The following is a 17,351-nucleotide window of genomic DNA, read 5'->3' on the forward strand; positions in this document are numbered from 1 at the left end:
TCTAAATGAAAAGTCATTGGATACATGTCGGAGTAACTATTAGACGATACGGACAAAAGATTATGATGCGGTTGCCCCGGAACATAAACGATGTACTGTTAGTTCAACCTGGTTACCCAACTCATCAACAGATATTTGAAGGGCAGCAGCGATATGCTGATAGATTTCCTGTATAGGACAGGAGGATTCGTCTGTTTCAATCAACAAACGTTCCGGCCAGGCTTTGCGCAAAGCCGATTCCTGGAAGTGTTCCCCAAAAGAGAGGTAAAAGCCTTGTTTCAATAATTGCTCAGCCTGCTCTCCCTTTTTACGGAAGCCGTGAATGATCCAGGGCATAGACGGAGCGTATTTCTTACGGATGGCTATCAACTCTTCCCACGCCCTGACGCAATGAATGATCAAGGGTTTCTTCAACTCTTCAGAAACACGAATCTGTTCTTCAAATACCTTGACCTGCAAATCAAGCGGTATGGATATTTGCTTATCCAGCCCGGCTTCTCCTATCATTATCACTTGCTCATTCAGGGCCAATTCCCGGAACCGCGCCAGTTGCTCTACCACCGCCTCCTCCCGGATATACCACGGATGGATACCGCAGGATACAGGTTGCCCGGAAGATACATCTGAAAGAGTGCCTTTTCCTACAATTACATTGTAACAAGCCACTACATCCTCCGCCACAGAAGTCTGTGCCGAGTGAGCATGTATATCATAATATACAGTATTTATCTGCCTTTTCAATCCATTCATAATGAACGACAAATATAACAAATAGACGGAAGAATATCTCTTTCAAAGGGAGTTTGAAGTAAAATAAGAAACTGGGAAACGATTTTACGGCACCGGATCATATCCGCTTCCGCCCCAGGGATGGCATCGGAGCAGCCGTTTGACAGCCAGATAAAGACCTTTTATGGGACCGTGTTTTTTCAGTGCCTGCACAGCATATTCGGAACAAGTAGGTGTATACCTGCACGAAGCCGGTGTCATGGGTGAGATACAATATTTATAGAAATAAACCGGCAACAGGAGAAGTGTTGTAAAGAATTTCTTCATTATTCCTTGTCGCGCAATATCCTGATTGCTTTTGTCATCGCTTTCTCCATATCGGTGAAAGGATGGATTTCCTTATCCAGATAGAGGAAAGCAATAAGCATGCGCTTGTTTTTTTCTGTCAACGGATCGATCAGATCGTATTTACGTACCCGGTAGGCTTCACGCACCTGACGCTTGATCAGGTTCCGTTTTACGGCACGTTTGAATTTCTTTTTGGGGACGCTGATCAGGATAGAGACAGGAGCAGACATCTCTTCCTCCAGCGATAAATAAACAACCCGCAGTGGAAACGCCACAAACGATTGTCCTTTTTCAAATAACAGGTCAATGTAACGTTTCCACGACAGGCGCTCTTCTTTAGAAAGGGTATACCTTTTATTTTCCATTCTTTTTGTTTCCACCCAACTCTTTCTTCAGATACAAATCCAGGGCAGCCGTCATCGACGGAGCCTCGGGAGTAGGTGCTTCCACATCCAACCGGAGTCCGGCATCCTTCACAGCCTTCGCTGTCGTAGGACCAAAGCAGCCGATCTTTATATCTTCCTGTTTAAAGTTCGGGAAGTTCTTCAGTAATGAAGAGATTCCTGAAGGACTGAAGAATACCAACATATCGTAATCGAATTTCTCGTCTTTCGCAAATTCGTTACTAACCGTTCTATACATTACAGCTTTTGTGTAGTTGATTTTCTTAGCTTCCAACATAGCCAACAGATCATCTTTGTGCACATCGGATACAGGCACCAGATATTTTTCTTTCGCATGCTTTCCGATAACAGTCACCAGATCTTCAGGCTTTCCGGTCTGGCTAAAAAAGATTTTACGTTTTCTGTACACGATATACTTCTGAAGATAAACTGCAACAGCTTCTGTCATACAGAAATATTTCATTGTTTCCGGAATGGCTACACGTAGTTCTTCACATAAATGAAAAAAGTGGTCGATAGCTGTACGGGCGGTAAAAATTACTGCCGTATAGTCCAGAATAGAAATTCTCTGCTGTCTAAACTCTTTGGAAGAAAGAGCTTCTACTTTGATAAAAGGACGGAAGTCGATCTCGACCCCATATTTCTCTGCAATGTCGAAATACGGTGACTTCTCGGATGCAGGCTTCGGTTGTGATACCAGCAACTTTTTGATGTTCAATGCCATAGAGTACTCGTCTCAATAAAGTTATACAAAAAAATCATACCTTCATACAAAAATATGAGGGGTAGGATTTCTTGGGTGCAAAGGTACAAACTAATATATAAAAAACCGACATTATTCTTGTGAAATATCCGTATTGTCTTATAAATTATTACAAAACGACACAAAAAATAGAAAATACAAAACAATATTACGGGAGCTAATGTTTTACTTCCTACGAACATTAACCAGACGACCGGAATATATAATAACATCCCCCAGGACCCCATAATTGCATTATAATTCTTCTTCCAGAATTTATATTTATCAGGGGGCGAAAAAACAAAGCCTAACAAATAATAACTCAACTGTTTGAACTGGTAAAACAGAAATAATACTGAAAAAATAATCAGAATGGCAAAGAGTACATCCTTTTCTCCCAGATGATTGACCATCCCTCTTGCCCGAGCAATTGCAAACAAGGCAATACTGCAAAGAAACAAAGCCTGGAAAGTCATAAAATTACGGAAGAAAGAGCCACTTTTACCGATGGTTTCGTCAAACAGGTTTTGCCGCTCCTTCAGATACACGACATCTTTCAGCATCTTTACAAAATGCTGAAAATTAGAGCGAAATATAATAGCAAAGGCAATCAGCAGGGACAAGAGCAGCGAGAAGATCACATCATCCACCAGCTGCCCGTCCCATAAACGAATGCCTACATACCCTTCAAACATATCCATGCGCTGCGATTTAGCTTTGCAAAGATAGAGATTTAAATCAATAAAGTGCTTCTTTGATTATCTCTCCGACAGTAGGATGCGGGAATACGATTGATTTAAGTTCTTCGGCTTTCATACCTTTCTCGATGGCAAGACCAGCTATCACGATCAGTTCAGAAGCTGGATTTCCCAACAAATGAGCGCCAATCACCGTTTCATCTTCGGCCAGGATCAGCTTGCAGACACCGTTTCCTTGTTCGTTTTCTGCCACGAAACGACCGGAAAAAGCCATCGGCAACTTCTTTACCGTATAAGGGATTCCTTCCGCCTGCAATTCTTCTTCAGTTTTACCGACACCGGCAATCTCGGGATTTGTATAGACAACACCCGGTATTGCTTTATAGCTCATTCCGCCACCGGCTTTTCCCTGAATATGTTTCACGGCGACTTCCGCCTCGCTTACAGCGGTATGGGCAAGCAAAGAGAAAGCAGTGATATCACCGCAAGCATATACGTTCGGCAAAGAGGTTTGCATGTATTGATTCACTTTTATACCGTTCCGGAAAGGCTCGACACCCAACGTTTCCAGTCCGAAACCTTTGGTTACCGGGCGGCGGCCAACGCTTAACAATACTTTTTCTCCGTTGATGACAAAGCTCTCCCCGTCTTTCTCGACGGTGACTTCGCCATCATGAACGGCTGTCACTTTATGGCTCAGATAGAATTTGATACCTCTTTTTGCATATTCAGCCTGAAGCATATCGGATAATTCTTTATCCATCGGACCTAATATTTTGTCCAGCATTTCTACCACATGTACCTCCGTTCCCATGCTATTGAAGAAAGAGGCAAACTCCATACCAATCACGCCGCCACCGATAATAACGAGGGATGCGGGAAGCTCTTTTGTCTGCAATGCTTCACGGCTCGTCCAGTACTCAGTTTCTGCCAGGCCGGGGATCGGTGGGATCACCGTTTCAGAGCCGGTACACAGTAACAGGTTGGCTGCCTCATAAGTTTCTTCACCACAGGCGACAGTGATAGTTCCGTCGGCGGCACGCCCTTTAATTTCAGCCTCTCCACTAACGACAACAACCCCATGTTCCGTCATTTTCATCCGGATACCGGCAGTCAGTTTTTTCACCACCTTATTTTTACGGGCAATAATTTTAGGAAAATCAAATGCAGGATTCTCCGCTTTAACGGCATATTTCTGTGCATGTTTAATAGTATCATACACTTTAGCCGAATAAAGCAATGTTTTTGTAGGAACACAGCCTTCATTGAGGCAGACACCTCCCAAGGCATTTTTTTCAAACAACACAGTGGATAGTCCACTGGCAGCCGCTCTCTCAGCAGCCGTATAACCGGCAGGTCCTCCCCCGATTATAGCAACGTCGTATTTCATGTTTTCAGATTTAATTAAGTTTTATATTTGGATTTATTTCTAATAAAGTTGATATAAAAGTATCGATATCTTTCACAGCAAAGAAACGTTTCCGTTCAGCCTTACCTCCTGGCCAAGTATAGAATACCCTAATCCCTTTATCGATTTCTTGAATACGGTGAATCTGATCTACCTGAATCGTTCCGTTTCCTTGAAGTACATTTATATCGGTCAGCTCATAAGGTTTCAAATAGGCCACTATCATAAAAGGCAAACAACCTAGTAATCCTCCACAGTATGCAAATCTGAGTGAAGTCAACGCCACACAAAGTAAGACTAACAATAAAAAAACAGAAAATAAGACAATAGGAAACCATATCGCCTTGTGACTGAAATCTTTTTTAAATTTCGCTTTCATAATATCCCGGCATTACTCTTAATCTCGATATCCGGATTAATTTTCTTCAACAGCTTTACAAACTCTTTCTCGTTTTGCGGAGATATCAACATCCACATTTTTCCTTCTTTCCAGATAACGATCCTGTCCAACGATAAGGAATAACTAAATACAGGCAGAATGGAAGGTTGTAACGCCTCTATATCAGCGATGGCAATCTCTTTTTTAGGAAAGAAGCCGCAACGGAGCAGCAACATTCCGTCTGCCGTAATCACATAATAGGTATTAAAAAATACATGCAACGTCAATGCGCTGGCAACCAACGATGTAACAATAGCCGCTACATTCTGATGTAAGACAGATATTACACACAATACTGCCAGCACAATAATCAATAAATGATACCACCAGCCGATCTTAGATTTAAAGACTCTATCCATTTTACGAATTTTCGCGCAAGATAGTCATTTCTTCATTTACTTGTTGTAAAGCAGCCACAAATCCTTCGGTATCGACCGGATAGACCGTGTTGGTGTACTCCTTGTCTTTATAAGGTTTAGTGTAATAAATCACGACACTACCAGACTCTTTTACAAATAACTTCTCTATATCCTTGATAAGGATCGCCACAAAATTACCTTGCGTCAGATAACCTTTATCGATCTTATAAGGATAAAATACCGGTATAATGAAAATCAGGATCAAAATATAAGCAATCAACTGTATCTGGTTCAAATAGAACAATCCAAACAGGATTACTATGCTGACCGCTATCGCAACATGCTTCGGGGTCACTATTCTCTTTCCAAACGTCTTCTTTTCCATAACCTTATGTATTAAAGTTAGTAATAAGCAATATTACGAATTTTTGCTCACATTAAAAATGTTTACCGGACTAAAATATTATCATGCAGAAAAACAAATAATACAAAATAACATCAAACAATACGATATTCTAACAAAAATAGAAAATAAGCACTATTTCAGTAACTTCAATTAATAAAAAAAGAGTCGTTCCAGCATTCAAAAATAAACATATATTAACACCAAATCCTGCTTTTTCTCTTTTTTCCTACTCCCAAACAAACTCCAAAATTCGTCTAAAGCAAAATATAAATCCATTTAAAACGAAATAATAATCATTTTAAACGAGATATTATTTCGTTTAAAGGGGAAAAAACGTTCATTTATAGTAGAAAAAAACTGCTATATAGCAGTTTTTACACTCTACAACAACATTACATCCTGTTAAACTCCAACTAACAATATGTCTACAAAAATATTATTAAGACAAAATAGCAATACAATCAGCAACAAAACAGCAACATAAAGCAACCATTACGTCAAATATGCATCTTTACGATATTTCCTATCTCTCCGAGAAACGCATTAAAATCAAACGTTCAGACTCCGCATTTAAATATACGAACCACAGCCAGGGTAAAATAACATTTTGATAAAATCTCATTAAGAATAAAACAGACAAACTTCGGTGTGATCCTGATCACGACAAAAGGCAAATATCTCGGGAAACAAGAAGACAGATATTGGAGGCGTTGTCAGAATAGAATAAAAAAAGAGAGTGAATTCTAATATCCTTCAAGGAATTCACTCTCTTTTAAACAACACTCCCTATTGTTGTTTTAGCCTTTTAATCACCTTTTCCCTCAGGTAGTCGGGGAAATTCTCATGAAAAGGAAATCCGGAAGTAAAATCCGGTTCTTTTTCGATAGCATTCCGATCATCCGGTTTATTTATAAAATTGCCGTAAAAGACATTTCCATCAAACTGAGTAGATTTACTGCTACCTGTTATGAACTTATATTCCAGATCATCGTTTATTACATAAAAAATATTTTTATTGAACACCGTATTTTCCGGCCAGGGTCCTCCCCAGTTATCCATGATAAGTACCGAACGGTCTATCTCCGGTGAAGGCTTTTTCATAATAACAATCACATTCTCTTCAATAGCGGTCTGTTTTGCCGGTCCGGAAATATGTATGACAGGAGAGAACCAGCCGGGACGTGTCGGATAAGCACGCAAACCGTCGTTGATACTTACATTATGACGGATTATCGTATTTTCCGTTCCTATATTATAAGGTTCACCCAAAGTATTGCCTTCGTTACACACCATCACAAAACCTCCGGCATTATCATGGCTGAAATTGTATTGGATAACGGTATTACGACAATTGTAATCCGAATCGAAAGCCTGCCCGTCCCATTTGGCATTCTGTCCGCTTACCTCATTAAACTGGATAATCGTGTTATCACAACTCCAGGGCCAGATACCCGCAGCGGCATCTTCTATCCGCAGAAGATCAGGACTATCCCTCACTATATTATGTTCTACCAATGCACCGTCGCAGGCAATAGGAACAATCCCGTCTCCCGGAACCTGCTCGATCAGGTTCCCCCTGATAACGACATTCAGACTGGGAAACCATTTGTCACGACCACTATTACCATTACCGGTTATTCCATTCCGCTGGCAACGGTAAATATGGCAATTCTCTATCAGTAAATCAACAAAACGGGTCGGCACTTCATCTCCCCCGTTATGCCAGTAAATTCCGTTTCCGGCTCCTTCATTCTTTATACAACTTCCGTTCACATCCCTGACAGTCAGGTTTTTCAAATGGATATGATGTACGTCACCTTTATCCCAGGCATAAATAATAATACCATTTCTACCGGGATCCGGTTTTTCCCCTTTATTGGTAACTTCCAGATTATTCAACTCCCAATACTCAAGTCCTTCCAGTAGTATCGTATGTTGTTTCTGACCGTCTCCATGCAGGATAGGTTTCCCTCCGTCTCCGTATTTATCGACCATCACCGGTTTTCCTTCGCTCCCGCTACCTTTCGGTTCAAACTGCCCGACATATTCAGTCCCCGATTTAAATAAAATCCTATCACCCGGTTCAAAGACTTGCTGGTTCAGTTTATCGAGACTTTTCCAGGCTTCTGTCGGTGAAGACCCTTTATTCGCGTCATCTCCGGTTATGCTATCCACATAAAAGGTTCGCTGTGTTGAGGTACAGGCACATAATAACAATGCCAGTACGAAAGTGTACATTTTCATTTTCTAAAGTTCTATTGTTTCTAAATCGAGGTATTATAAAGAGAAGCCACCGTAAACAGGTTTAGAGTGGCTTCTCTGCTCATTCTATTCTTACCAATCAGGATTTTGTTTCAAAAGTGGATTTTTAAACAATTCTTCATTGGATACAGGATACAGATACATCTTGTCACTCCATGTACGCTTGTCAACAAGCTGGCGGGTATAAATCAATCCGTCCCCCTGTTTCTCAATCTTCACCCCATAAATATCCATTGTCTGAGGAGCGATTTTCCATCTTCTGACATCCCAGAACCGATGATCTTCAAAAGCAAGTTCCACCCGGCGTTCATTCCTGATCCGTTCAAGAAAATCATCCGAAGCAACTCCCGGCATTCCGACACGTGCCCTGACTTTGTCGATGGCTGCCCTTGGAGATAACGTAAACGTATTATCCGTATAGTCCGGATTGCCGTAGGCCTCATAAAGAGCTTCCGCATAGTTCAACAATACCTCTGCGTACCTGAAAAGTATCCAGACATGACGATCGGTAGTCGTATTGTTCGGATTCAGACTGATCGTTTCGACAACATATTTCTTCAAATAATAGCCTGTCGGTGTCGCACCATCCAGAGGCGCTCCGTTTTTACCGCCTACAAAAGTCTCAACAGCCGCATTCTTGAAAGTAGAGCCGTTCGTCAGAACAGTCTTAAACAAGCGGGGATCCCTCTTTTCCGGATTGTACATATTATCGATATGTTCCTGGTTTCCCCAGTCGAACCGGCTTCCATCCTTCATTTCAAAAGCATCCACCAGATTTTGTGTAGGACAGGTTCCGGAGTTTCCTCCCTCATAACCGATAGGAAAATTCAGTTTTTCAAAATCATTTGAATTACCTCTGCGCGTTTCCAGAATCAGTTCTTTGGAAGCCAGATTATTCCATATCTGTTCATCTACCAGTTGATACCGCCCGTCCGATTCAACCTTATCGATCAGTTGTTTGGCCGCTTTAGCCGCTGCAATCCATTTTTCCTGACCAGCCGTCCCGGCATATAAAGGGCTGGCTGCATACAGTAACGTTCTTGATTTCAAGGCCATCACAGCTCCCTGGGTGATACGGCCCGTTTCATATCCCGGCACATCTTTATAAGATACAGGCAGCTTATCCATGATCTCATCGCACTCACTGACAATAAAATCAATCACTTTATCAAAATCAGAAGGAGTCACGCTATTCGCCTCATCGAGTTCCAGGCATTCCGTAATCAGCGGGACGTTCTTATACCGTTTGGCCAACTCGAAATAGTAGAAGGCACGTAAAAAACGAGCTTCATACGGATAGTACTGATATTGCTGCATCAAAGTCTCATAATTATCATTCCATTCAATATTGGTGAAGTCTTCCTGATAATTATTCAGAAACATATTAGCAGAGCGGATTGCGGTATAGTAAGTGCCCCACACATTATCGATTGTCAGGATCGGACTCCACGAACCGTTATTATACCGGATGATGCCCGATGTATTCCAAGCATATTCCGCTTCATCGGTCGCCGCTGCCCGGGTCGCTCCGTCAAAATTACCGAAATCGGCGGGTAGATATGAATATACGGTGGTAAGCATACCTTTTGCTCTTTCAAAATAGGTGAACATATCTTCTTTGTCAAATCCGGACGATTCATTATAATCCAGATAATTGCAGGAAGACATACACACTGCAAAAGCAAATATGGCAGATAATATTTTCTTATTCATAATGTCTATTTTTAAAAATCAAGAGTTAATCCAATGTTATATGATCTGAAAGATGGATAAGTAGCATACATTTGTTCCGGGTCCATATCTTTCACATGGTCAAATGAAAACAGATTCATACCTCTGGCAAACAGGTTGATATTGCTGAGTCTGATCTTGTTTACCCATGATTTAGGTAAAGTATAGGCCAACTCCACATTTCTCAGTTTCAGGAAATTGCCGTTTTCAGCCCAGATAGAACTTTCCCTGAAATTATTATCATTCTGTTTAGTTGTCAGACGCGGATACCGGGCATTAGTATTCTCCGGTGTCCAGCGATTTTCCAGATAATGTTGAGAGACGTTCTTATTACCGACCAAAGGACGGTACATACTTGACATATTTCTAACTAACGTATAGTTGGCTACTCCCTGAAAATCTGCTTTCAGGCTTACATTCTTATATCCCAATCCAATTGAAAACCCGTACATAATTTCCGGCAAAACAGTACTGTAACCGATAGCCACCTTATCATAATCATCGATCACCTTATCACCATTCTGGTCTTTATATTTTACATCGCCCGGAACTACATTGGAGAAAGACTGTGCAGGACTGCCCGCTATATCTGCCTCATCCTGAAAGAAACCGATAGCCTCCAAACCATAATACTGCCCGATCCGGTTTCCTGTATTTTTCAGGTAATCATACGGTTTATATCCTTCGTCCATATTTACAATCTCATTACGGGCAAAAGTGAAATTACCAGCCAGCATATAGGTGAAATCTCCGATACGGTCACGCCTGGAAAGACCGGCTTCAAATCCATAGTTCTTAACTTCGCCATCATTCAAAATCGGTGTGCTGACTCCCAACACGGAAGAGTAAATAGCAGAGGAGTTCACCAGAATATTCGTCCGCTTTTCATAAAAAGCATCCGCTGATAAAGACAACCGTTTGAATACTTCCATATCGATACCGAAGTTAAACTTATAGGCTGTTTCCGGCTTCAACTTCAAATTAGGTAAACGGAACTCGCCATTACCGGATACAGAGTTATTATTATCTCCGAAAAAATAGGAGCTGATGCCCGTTTTGAAATAATATTTATCATAATCATAAGCAAACCGGTCACTTCCGGTAATACCCCATGAAGCCCTCGCTTTCAGATAATCTATCGCTGTAACTTCTTTCATAAAGTCTTCGGAAGAAATGACCCAACCGGCAGAAACGGCAGGAAAAAATGCATACTTATCAGAACTTCCCAACACACTCGACCCGGAATAAGTCAACACCAAATCAGCCAGATACTTGCTTTTATAAGCATAGCTTGCATTTCCTATATAACTCTGCCGTCTATACGTATTATTAATTCCTTTCAGGGAATTTTCTTCCTGATGATAAATGACCGCAGCATTCAGTTGATGCATATCCTGCCAGTTTTTTTCGTAATTGACTTTTGCCTCAAACGTTGTTACACGGTTCTGATATCCCAGGCTGGAACTGAAAGACAAATCCGTTTCCTGTCCGTAACGTGTACGGGTTATATCGATAATAGTACCTCCGTTATCCCTGACCGGCTGCAAACTTTCATACAGATAATTCTTTGTTTTATTATCCCAATAGCTGGCCCGGTTATCATAAGCAATAGCAAGCTCTGCACTCAAACCGGAAGTAAGAACCGACAGGTCCTGGATAATCCGTAAGTCGGCATATAAAGCCCGGTCATTTCCAACGGAAAAACCTTTAGCCACCGATTCTGCAACAGGATTTTTGCGTACATTATCACCGCCCCATACACCAGTACTCGTCTTTACCGGGAAAGCCGCTGCCGGAACATCATAGATCATCGGGAACAAAGTCGAATACTCCGTTGCCGGACGATTATGTTGCGACAATTCACCCAACAAATTCAATTTTACCAGCGTGAGTTTTGTCGCATTAATATCGAGGTTCGCCCTGGCACTCAGTTTATCCCACGACATCTGACTGGAATAATCCGGGCTGAAATAGTTCTCATTCATAAAACCGTTATCGCCGATGTAATTGATTGCAGCAAAATAACTCACATTCTTTCCCCCTCCGGTAAAAGAAGCATTAAACTGATGAGTCGTTCCTTTATTTTTCAATACTTCATCCTTCCAGTTCACATTCGGGAAAAGCTCCGGGTTAGAACCCGTACGAAAAGCTTCCAGATCAGAATTGCTATACAAAGCAGACAGTCCGTCCATCCGTAAAGCTTCGTTCATTGCCAATGCATACGTATATCCGTCCGCCATATCGGGGAGACGAAATGGAGTATTTATCCCGAACTGATAGCTTGCATGCACTTTCATTCCTTCCAAAATACCACGTTTGGTAGTCACCAGAATGACACCGTTTGCACCCCGTACACCATACAAGGCCTGCGATGCAGCATCTTTCAGAACCGTAACACTCTCTATCTCATCCTGTGACAAGGAACTGAGGGGGCGTTCAAAACCGTCGATTAGAACCAAAGGAGTTCCTGCCCCCATCGTGGCAAGACCTCTCACATACATTGTCGGATCATTATCCCATGCTACAGTCGAGCCTTGCAGACTGAACAATCCGGGAAGTTTTCCATACAGGGAATTAGCCGGATTAATATCAGACGTTTTAGAATCATCCATATATATCGTGGAAACTGCCGCCGTACTTTCTTCGCTACGCCCGGATAAATTGAATCCACGGTTTATCATTTTTGTATCCTGTGCATAGGAGAAAACAGACACAGACAAAAATGCAGCTACATATATTTCTTTTATTATTTTCATAACCTGCTTTTATGATTTATCAAATGAATTACCATCCCGGATTCTGGACCAATCCATAACCTTTATTAATCTCTTCAGGCGGGAATGCACACAAATACCATTTGGGCGACCAGTTCTTCTTCCAGTAACGTTCGGCCAACTGCCATTTTTCATATTTATAAGAACCGTCTGCCTGACGCCAGATTTTTACACCGTACAGAGGTTTGGTAAAATCTTCCGCACGTTTCCAGCGGACCAGGTCAAACCATCTGATCTCTTCAAAACCAAATTCCACGGCACGTTCATTCAGTACCATTTCACGGAATTGCTCCTGTGACAGATTACGCTGCAACTTCGGTAAACCGACCCGTCCGCGGACTTTGTCTACCCACTCATAAGCTTCACCCGTACGTCCGAGTTCATTCAAAGCCTCCGCATAGCTCAGATAAATCTCAGCCAGACGCAAGTAAGGCCAGTGAATAACCGAACCGGTCAGAGTGGCATAATCATGTTCACGAAGGAACTTACGCATAACGGAACCGGTACGGCAACGCGTCGAATTTTCAGTATTCTGTTCTTGTCCGCCGATATAGGTTTCAGCCGTACGCCCCTGCCATTTGTCGCCATTAATAACAAGAGTTTCATACAACCGGGGATCTCTGCCATCGAACGGATTGACGCCCTGCGGTATATTATCCCAGTCTATATTAAAAGACGTTCCGTCGGCATTACCGAACATATCCATATAATTCAATGTCGGACAGCTACAACCATACCAGCCGGCCGACTGCATAAAATAAAAGTTTCCATCCCAAATATCCGGGCAAGTATAAGCTACACGCGTAGATATCAGCACTTCACCGTTTCTTCTTTTATACCATGCATCCTGAAAATCCTGCCGGTAATCCCCTGTCTCAACCAACTGGTAGTTATAAGAACCCGAGTTGTTCGCCTGTTCGAATTCTTTACAGGCATCCACAACATCCTGCCAGCGTTGATCGGATTTATTTCCATACCAAACCATCAGGTTCGTACTGGCTTCGCCATCCAGATAAGGCTGGTTGTCATTAAACAAAGGACTAGCTGCAAATAATAGCACACGCACCTTTAATCCGAGTGCAGCAGCCTTGGTGAAGCGCCCGTCTTCTTCCACCGATACCTGCCAGGGAAGTACGGATGCGGCTTCATTACACAAATTGACGATAAAATTAACCGTCTTTTCAATGGTTTCACGCGGATAATTATAGTCATCGCCCGGATAAATAGCTTTATCAATCAAAGGCAAGCCGCCGAAATGACGCATCATTTGAGTGTACTGTACTGCTATCACCATCTTGGCTTCACCCTTACGGATAGCCTTTTCTTCTGCTGTCATATCCGGTACCCTGTCTACGTTTTCCAGGAAAATATACGCTTTACGGATGGCTTCCCAACTGCGTTCTTTTGTGTAAGCATACATTACATCATAGGTGTCGGCAACCGAAGCATTATATTGTCCGTTATAATAATGGCGTTCCGCACCACATCCCCATCCCAGATAAGACTGGCAAAGGTCGGTTGTCGATTCAAGCAGATCCACTCCCAGTTTGTCTTCGGCAGGGTCCCAACTGTACATAACCCCATAGGGTAAATGCCTGTAAGCCGCAGCCAGCGCACGTTCGGCATACTGCTTGGATGCAAAAATCGTATCCAGGGTAACATCTGCTCCCGGGGCTTTTTCCAGAAAATCATCGCCTATTTTCAGGTCGTTACAAGAACCGAAATAGAAAGAGGCGGCTATTATAGATATTGGTATTAATAATCTTTTCATACTATTTGTATCATTAGAAATTTACATTCACTCCAAAATTGTAAATACGCGTATTGGGATACTTGTTCTTATTACTGATTTTTGATTCCGGGTCGATAAATCCCAGATGGTCAAATGTCAGCAGGTTATATCCGTTGGCAAACACCCTGAGTTTCTGGATACCGACTTTCTTCAACACATCCGTATTCAGCGTATATCCTATCTCCAGGTTCTTCAGACGCAGATAAGAGGCATCTCTCACCCAGAAATCCGACATTTGCGAATTATGCATTCTGTTGGTTTGGGTAAAACGCGGGAATTGGGCCGATTGTCCTTTCTCTTCTGTCCAACGTTCCTCGACCATCCATTTCATCAGGGGAGCGTCACCGGTATTGAACGGACGGGTAAAGTCTTCTTCCAAACGTCTGGAAACGTTAGTTGCCCCTGTCCAATTCATCGAGAAGTCAAAACCTTTATATTCAAATCCGGCATTCAGACCGAAAATATACTCGGGATTTTCTCCATAACCGAAATAAGTTTTATCATCCCCATCGATTACTCCGTCATTATTCAGGTCTTTGAACAGAATATCACCTGGCTTGAATGTTCCCGACTGCGTAGGGATTCCCGTGATTGTCGAACCATCCTCATTAAAGTCTTTTGCCTCGAAGAAACGATCGAAAACATATCCGTAATTCAAACCGATAGAACGTCCTGTTTCATACATATAAGGTTCATTCTGTGGAATTTCATCTTTATAAACAATCTCATTTCTGGAAAAAGAGACATTTCCTTTCAGCCAGTAGCGGAACTTGCTGCCAATTTTATCGTTCCATCCCAAAGAGATTTCATATCCTTTATTGTTCACTTTACCCAAATTGACAGCAGGCAGGTCGGCTGCAACGAATCCCGGAACTGTATTTTGCTGAATAAGAATATCCTTACGTTTCTCAAAAAATACATCCAAAGAGAAATTCAAACGCTGATCCAGCAGATTCATATCCAAACCGTAGTTTTGTTTGGCAGCCTTCTCCCAGGTAACATCCGGATTTCCCAAAATCAGTTCCGATGCGCCCGGATAAGCCTGCGGAGTATTCACTCCCCAATAATATCCGCCCGAACTGGCTGAATATGAGTCCGGCAAATACAGAAAACGTTTATATTCATTCAATATATCGTTACCTACCAGACCGTAAGAGGCTCTTAATTTAAGGAAGCTGATAAAATCTACCTGCTTCATAAACTTCTCTTCCGATATCACCCAACCGAGTGAGGCAGCCGGAAAAAATCCGTACCGTTTACCCGGAGCAAAGTTTTCCGAACCATTATAACCGGCATTGAAATCGACCAGATAGCGGTCTTTATAAGCATAGGTGACACGCCCAACCAATCCCAAATATCCTTTCGGGATATCCGTATTAGCCTTGGGATAATACTGTTTGGTCATATTATACAAAAGCAAGCCGCCGACTTTATGATCCCCGAAAGTACGGTCGTAACGTAAGCTGGCCTCTACATACCAATCACGCGTCTTGGTACTCCAGTCCTCCGACGCAGACAAAGCACTCGCTGTACCTTCAAGCTGATACACAATCGTATGATCAAAATTAGGATCATCGATAGCCAATCCCGGATCGGTCAGACTGGATTTGTAGACCGGAGTATACGACTCCATCGAGCCGTTCCATGATTTACTTCCCGTATAAGAGGTATTGTAAGCTCCTTTAATATTAAAAGAAAGACCTTTGGTGATAAAATCCAGTTTTTGCGTTAAATCCATATCCAGATTCATCGTATTTTGCGAAGCCTCTGTATATCCTTTTCCATAATACATGGAGAACAGGTTACGCATTGTCATCGGGATATAACGGTTCTTAATCTGAACCAGATTTCCATCTACAAAGCCCGGACTGGAGAATGGTTGTACACGGAGAATCTCCATCCATAAATTGTTTTGTTCGCCGAATTTAGGATCCTTCTTTGTTTCCAGACGTCCGCCCAACCCCAATTTCAAAGTAGTGCTCTTAGTTACGTTAATGTCGAGATTCGCCCGGTAGTTATAACGATTATTTTTATAGTTCGGATTATAACTTTCATAAAATCTCTTCAGCAAACCATCCTGATACAGATAACCCAGGGAAATAAAAAACTTCACATCCTTCGTTCCTCCCGAGATATTCAGGTTATGCTGGGTTTGCAAAGATGTTTTCTTAAACATCAAATCTTCCCAGTTCGTATTCGGGAACATGATCGGATCGGCATTCGTCCGGAACATATCCAATACATAAGGCGAGAATCTCAAATCGTTGGGACCTAAATCGGGATTGTCGCTCAATTGCATTTCATTGAAATATTTGGCATGGTCATAACTCCCCATCATTTCCGGAACACGCATCGCTTCACTGATACCGACTGAAGAAGACAGCGATATTTCCGTACGTCCTTCTTTTCCTCTACGTGTCGTTACCAGGATAACTCCATTCGCACCCCGTACACCGAATACGGCCGTTGCCGAAGCATCCTTCAAAACAGTAATATTCTCTATTTCATTAGGGTCCATGCGGAAGAAAGAACGTTCCACCCCATCCACCAGAATCAATGGTTGTGAGCGAGCGCCATCCAAAGAAGCAATACCTCTGACAAATATTTCCGGGTCTTCAGCTCCGGGCTGTCCGCTATACTGAACGGTTGAAATACCCGAAACAGAGCCGGCCAGCATATTACCGATACTGGACGTGGGCGATTTCAATAAATCTTTTGTGTCTATCGAAGAAACAGAGCCGGTCACAGTTAGTTTCTTCTGGGTTCCATAAGCGATAATTTGCACCTCTTCCAGCAATACATTATCGGAAGTCAAAATAACATCTATGACTTTTCGGTTACCGACCTTTATATCCTGAGGCGTATAACCCAGATAAGAAACCTGAAGAATATCATTATCCGTACATTCAATTTCATAATTTCCATTCATATCAGAAAGAACTCCCTGGGTCGTTCCTTTGATAGAAATCGTGGCTCCTATCATTAATTCGCCAGCATCGTCGCTGACCGTTCCCTTTACCAGCTTCTTTTGTCCTTTTTGCTGGGTTATAGACGGGACATTACTATCCGGACCGGAAGCAAAGGCTGGATTGTTAGCTTCAGCCTGTACATCTGGTCGTATAAACAAAATAAGCAGCAACAGTACGCCGACCTTTTGAAGGGGACTACCTACCAGCTTATACTTAGCCTGTACTTGATTCATAAGTTTAATCGTATTTTTAGTTTAAAGTCAAATTCACCAATCATTTTTCTAAGAGTC

14 protein-coding genes are annotated in these 17,351 nt (G+C 42.2%); all 14 read right to left on the minus strand.

Translation table 11 applies throughout. From position 1 onward, the window contains the following. Positions 1 to 60: 60 nt before the first annotated feature. The gene (locus tag C825_RS01530; protein ID WP_009860401.1) at positions 61 to 750 is read right to left on the minus strand and encodes a TatD family hydrolase; all 690 of its coding nucleotides are present in this window, start codon (positions 748 to 750) and stop codon (positions 61 to 63) included. Between the two features lie 84 nt (positions 751 to 834). Next, positions 835 to 1,056, minus strand: coding sequence for a membrane protein insertion efficiency factor YidD (gene yidD, locus C825_RS01535; protein ID WP_009860402.1), 222 nt, complete (start codon positions 1,054 to 1,056; stop codon positions 835 to 837). After that, positions 1,056 to 1,442, minus strand: coding sequence for a ribonuclease P protein component (gene rnpA, locus C825_RS01540; protein ID WP_009860403.1), 387 nt, complete (start codon positions 1,440 to 1,442; stop codon positions 1,056 to 1,058). The genes yidD and rnpA overlap by 1 nt, the downstream gene beginning before the upstream one ends. After that, entirely contained in the window at positions 1,432 to 2,199 is a 768-nt protein-coding gene (locus C825_RS01545) for a uroporphyrinogen-III synthase (RefSeq protein WP_044215119.1), read from the minus strand. The genes rnpA and C825_RS01545 overlap by 11 nt, the downstream gene beginning before the upstream one ends. Beyond that, complete coding sequence (locus C825_RS01550) at positions 2,196 to 2,924, minus strand: DUF4271 domain-containing protein (protein WP_044215052.1); 729 nt, start codon at positions 2,922 to 2,924, stop codon at positions 2,196 to 2,198. The genes C825_RS01545 and C825_RS01550 overlap by 4 nt, the downstream gene beginning before the upstream one ends. Positions 2,925 to 2,961: 37 nt before the next feature. Further along, complete coding sequence (gene lpdA, locus C825_RS01555; protein WP_009860406.1) at positions 2,962 to 4,311, minus strand: dihydrolipoyl dehydrogenase; 1,350 nt, start codon at positions 4,309 to 4,311, stop codon at positions 2,962 to 2,964. Positions 4,312 to 4,321: 10 nt separating this feature from the next. Beyond that, entirely contained in the window at positions 4,322 to 4,708 is a 387-nt protein-coding gene (locus C825_RS01560) for a hypothetical protein (RefSeq protein ID WP_010801131.1), read from the minus strand. Further along, a complete protein-coding gene (locus C825_RS01565) occupies positions 4,705 to 5,127 on the minus strand; it encodes a PH domain-containing protein (protein WP_010801132.1) in 423 nt (140 codons plus the stop codon). The genes C825_RS01560 and C825_RS01565 overlap by 4 nt, the downstream gene beginning before the upstream one ends. Before the next feature lies 1 nt (position 5,128). Further along, positions 5,129 to 5,512: a hypothetical protein gene (locus C825_RS01570; protein WP_010801133.1), complete on the minus strand. Its 384-nt coding sequence runs from the start codon at positions 5,510 to 5,512 to the stop codon at positions 5,129 to 5,131. An 807-nt stretch (positions 5,513 to 6,319) separates the two neighbouring features. Then, complete coding sequence (locus C825_RS01575) at positions 6,320 to 7,777, minus strand: right-handed parallel beta-helix repeat-containing protein (RefSeq protein WP_010801134.1); 1,458 nt, start codon at positions 7,775 to 7,777, stop codon at positions 6,320 to 6,322. 90 nt (positions 7,778 to 7,867) lie between these two features. Next, complete coding sequence (locus tag C825_RS01580) at positions 7,868 to 9,508, minus strand: RagB/SusD family nutrient uptake outer membrane protein (protein ID WP_010801135.1); 1,641 nt, start codon at positions 9,506 to 9,508, stop codon at positions 7,868 to 7,870. Between the two features lie 11 nt (positions 9,509 to 9,519). Further along, a complete protein-coding gene (locus C825_RS01585) occupies positions 9,520 to 12,282 on the minus strand; it encodes a SusC/RagA family TonB-linked outer membrane protein (RefSeq protein ID WP_010801136.1) in 2,763 nt (920 codons plus the stop codon). A 28-nt stretch (positions 12,283 to 12,310) separates the two neighbouring features. Continuing rightward, a complete protein-coding gene (locus C825_RS01590; RefSeq protein ID WP_010801137.1) occupies positions 12,311 to 14,071 on the minus strand; it encodes a RagB/SusD family nutrient uptake outer membrane protein in 1,761 nt (586 codons plus the stop codon). 13 nt (positions 14,072 to 14,084) lie between these two features. Then, entirely contained in the window at positions 14,085 to 17,294 is a 3,210-nt protein-coding gene (locus tag C825_RS01595) for a SusC/RagA family TonB-linked outer membrane protein (RefSeq protein ID WP_009860414.1), read from the minus strand. Positions 17,295 to 17,351: the final 57 nt, after the last annotated feature.

It is taken from the genome of Parabacteroides sp. ASF519 (assembly GCF_000364265.2).
Classification (GTDB): domain Bacteria; phylum Bacteroidota; class Bacteroidia; order Bacteroidales; family Tannerellaceae; genus Parabacteroides; species Parabacteroides goldsteinii.

Coding starts and splice junctions, on each gene's coding strand:
- C825_RS01570 (WP_010801133.1), bottom strand. CDS start 5,512: ATGGAAAAGAAGACGTTTGGAAAGAGAATAGTGACCCCGAAGCATGTT.
- yidD (WP_009860402.1), bottom strand. CDS start 1,056: ATGAAGAAATTCTTTACAACACTTCTCCTGTTGCCGGTTTATTTCTAT.
- C825_RS01560 (WP_010801131.1), bottom strand. CDS start 4,708: ATGAAAGCGAAATTTAAAAAAGATTTCAGTCACAAGGCGATATGGTTT.
- rnpA (WP_009860403.1), bottom strand. CDS start 1,442: ATGGAAAATAAAAGGTATACCCTTTCTAAAGAAGAGCGCCTGTCGTGG.
- C825_RS01590 (WP_010801137.1), bottom strand. CDS start 14,071: ATGAAAAGATTATTAATACCAATATCTATAATAGCCGCCTCTTTCTAT.
- lpdA (WP_009860406.1), bottom strand. CDS start 4,311: ATGAAATACGACGTTGCTATAATCGGGGGAGGACCTGCCGGTTATACG.
- C825_RS01565 (WP_010801132.1), bottom strand. CDS start 5,127: ATGGATAGAGTCTTTAAATCTAAGATCGGCTGGTGGTATCATTTATTG.
- C825_RS01580 (WP_010801135.1), bottom strand. CDS start 9,508: ATGAATAAGAAAATATTATCTGCCATATTTGCTTTTGCAGTGTGTATG.
- C825_RS01575 (WP_010801134.1), bottom strand. CDS start 7,777: ATGAAAATGTACACTTTCGTACTGGCATTGTTATTATGTGCCTGTACC.
- C825_RS01550 (WP_044215052.1), bottom strand. CDS start 2,924: ATGGATATGTTTGAAGGGTATGTAGGCATTCGTTTATGGGACGGGCAG.
- C825_RS01585 (WP_010801136.1), bottom strand. CDS start 12,282: ATGAAAATAATAAAAGAAATATATGTAGCTGCATTTTTGTCTGTGTCT.
- C825_RS01530 (WP_009860401.1), bottom strand. CDS start 750: ATGAATGGATTGAAAAGGCAGATAAATACTGTATATTATGATATACAT.
- C825_RS01595 (WP_009860414.1), bottom strand. CDS start 17,294: ATGAATCAAGTACAGGCTAAGTATAAGCTGGTAGGTAGTCCCCTTCAA.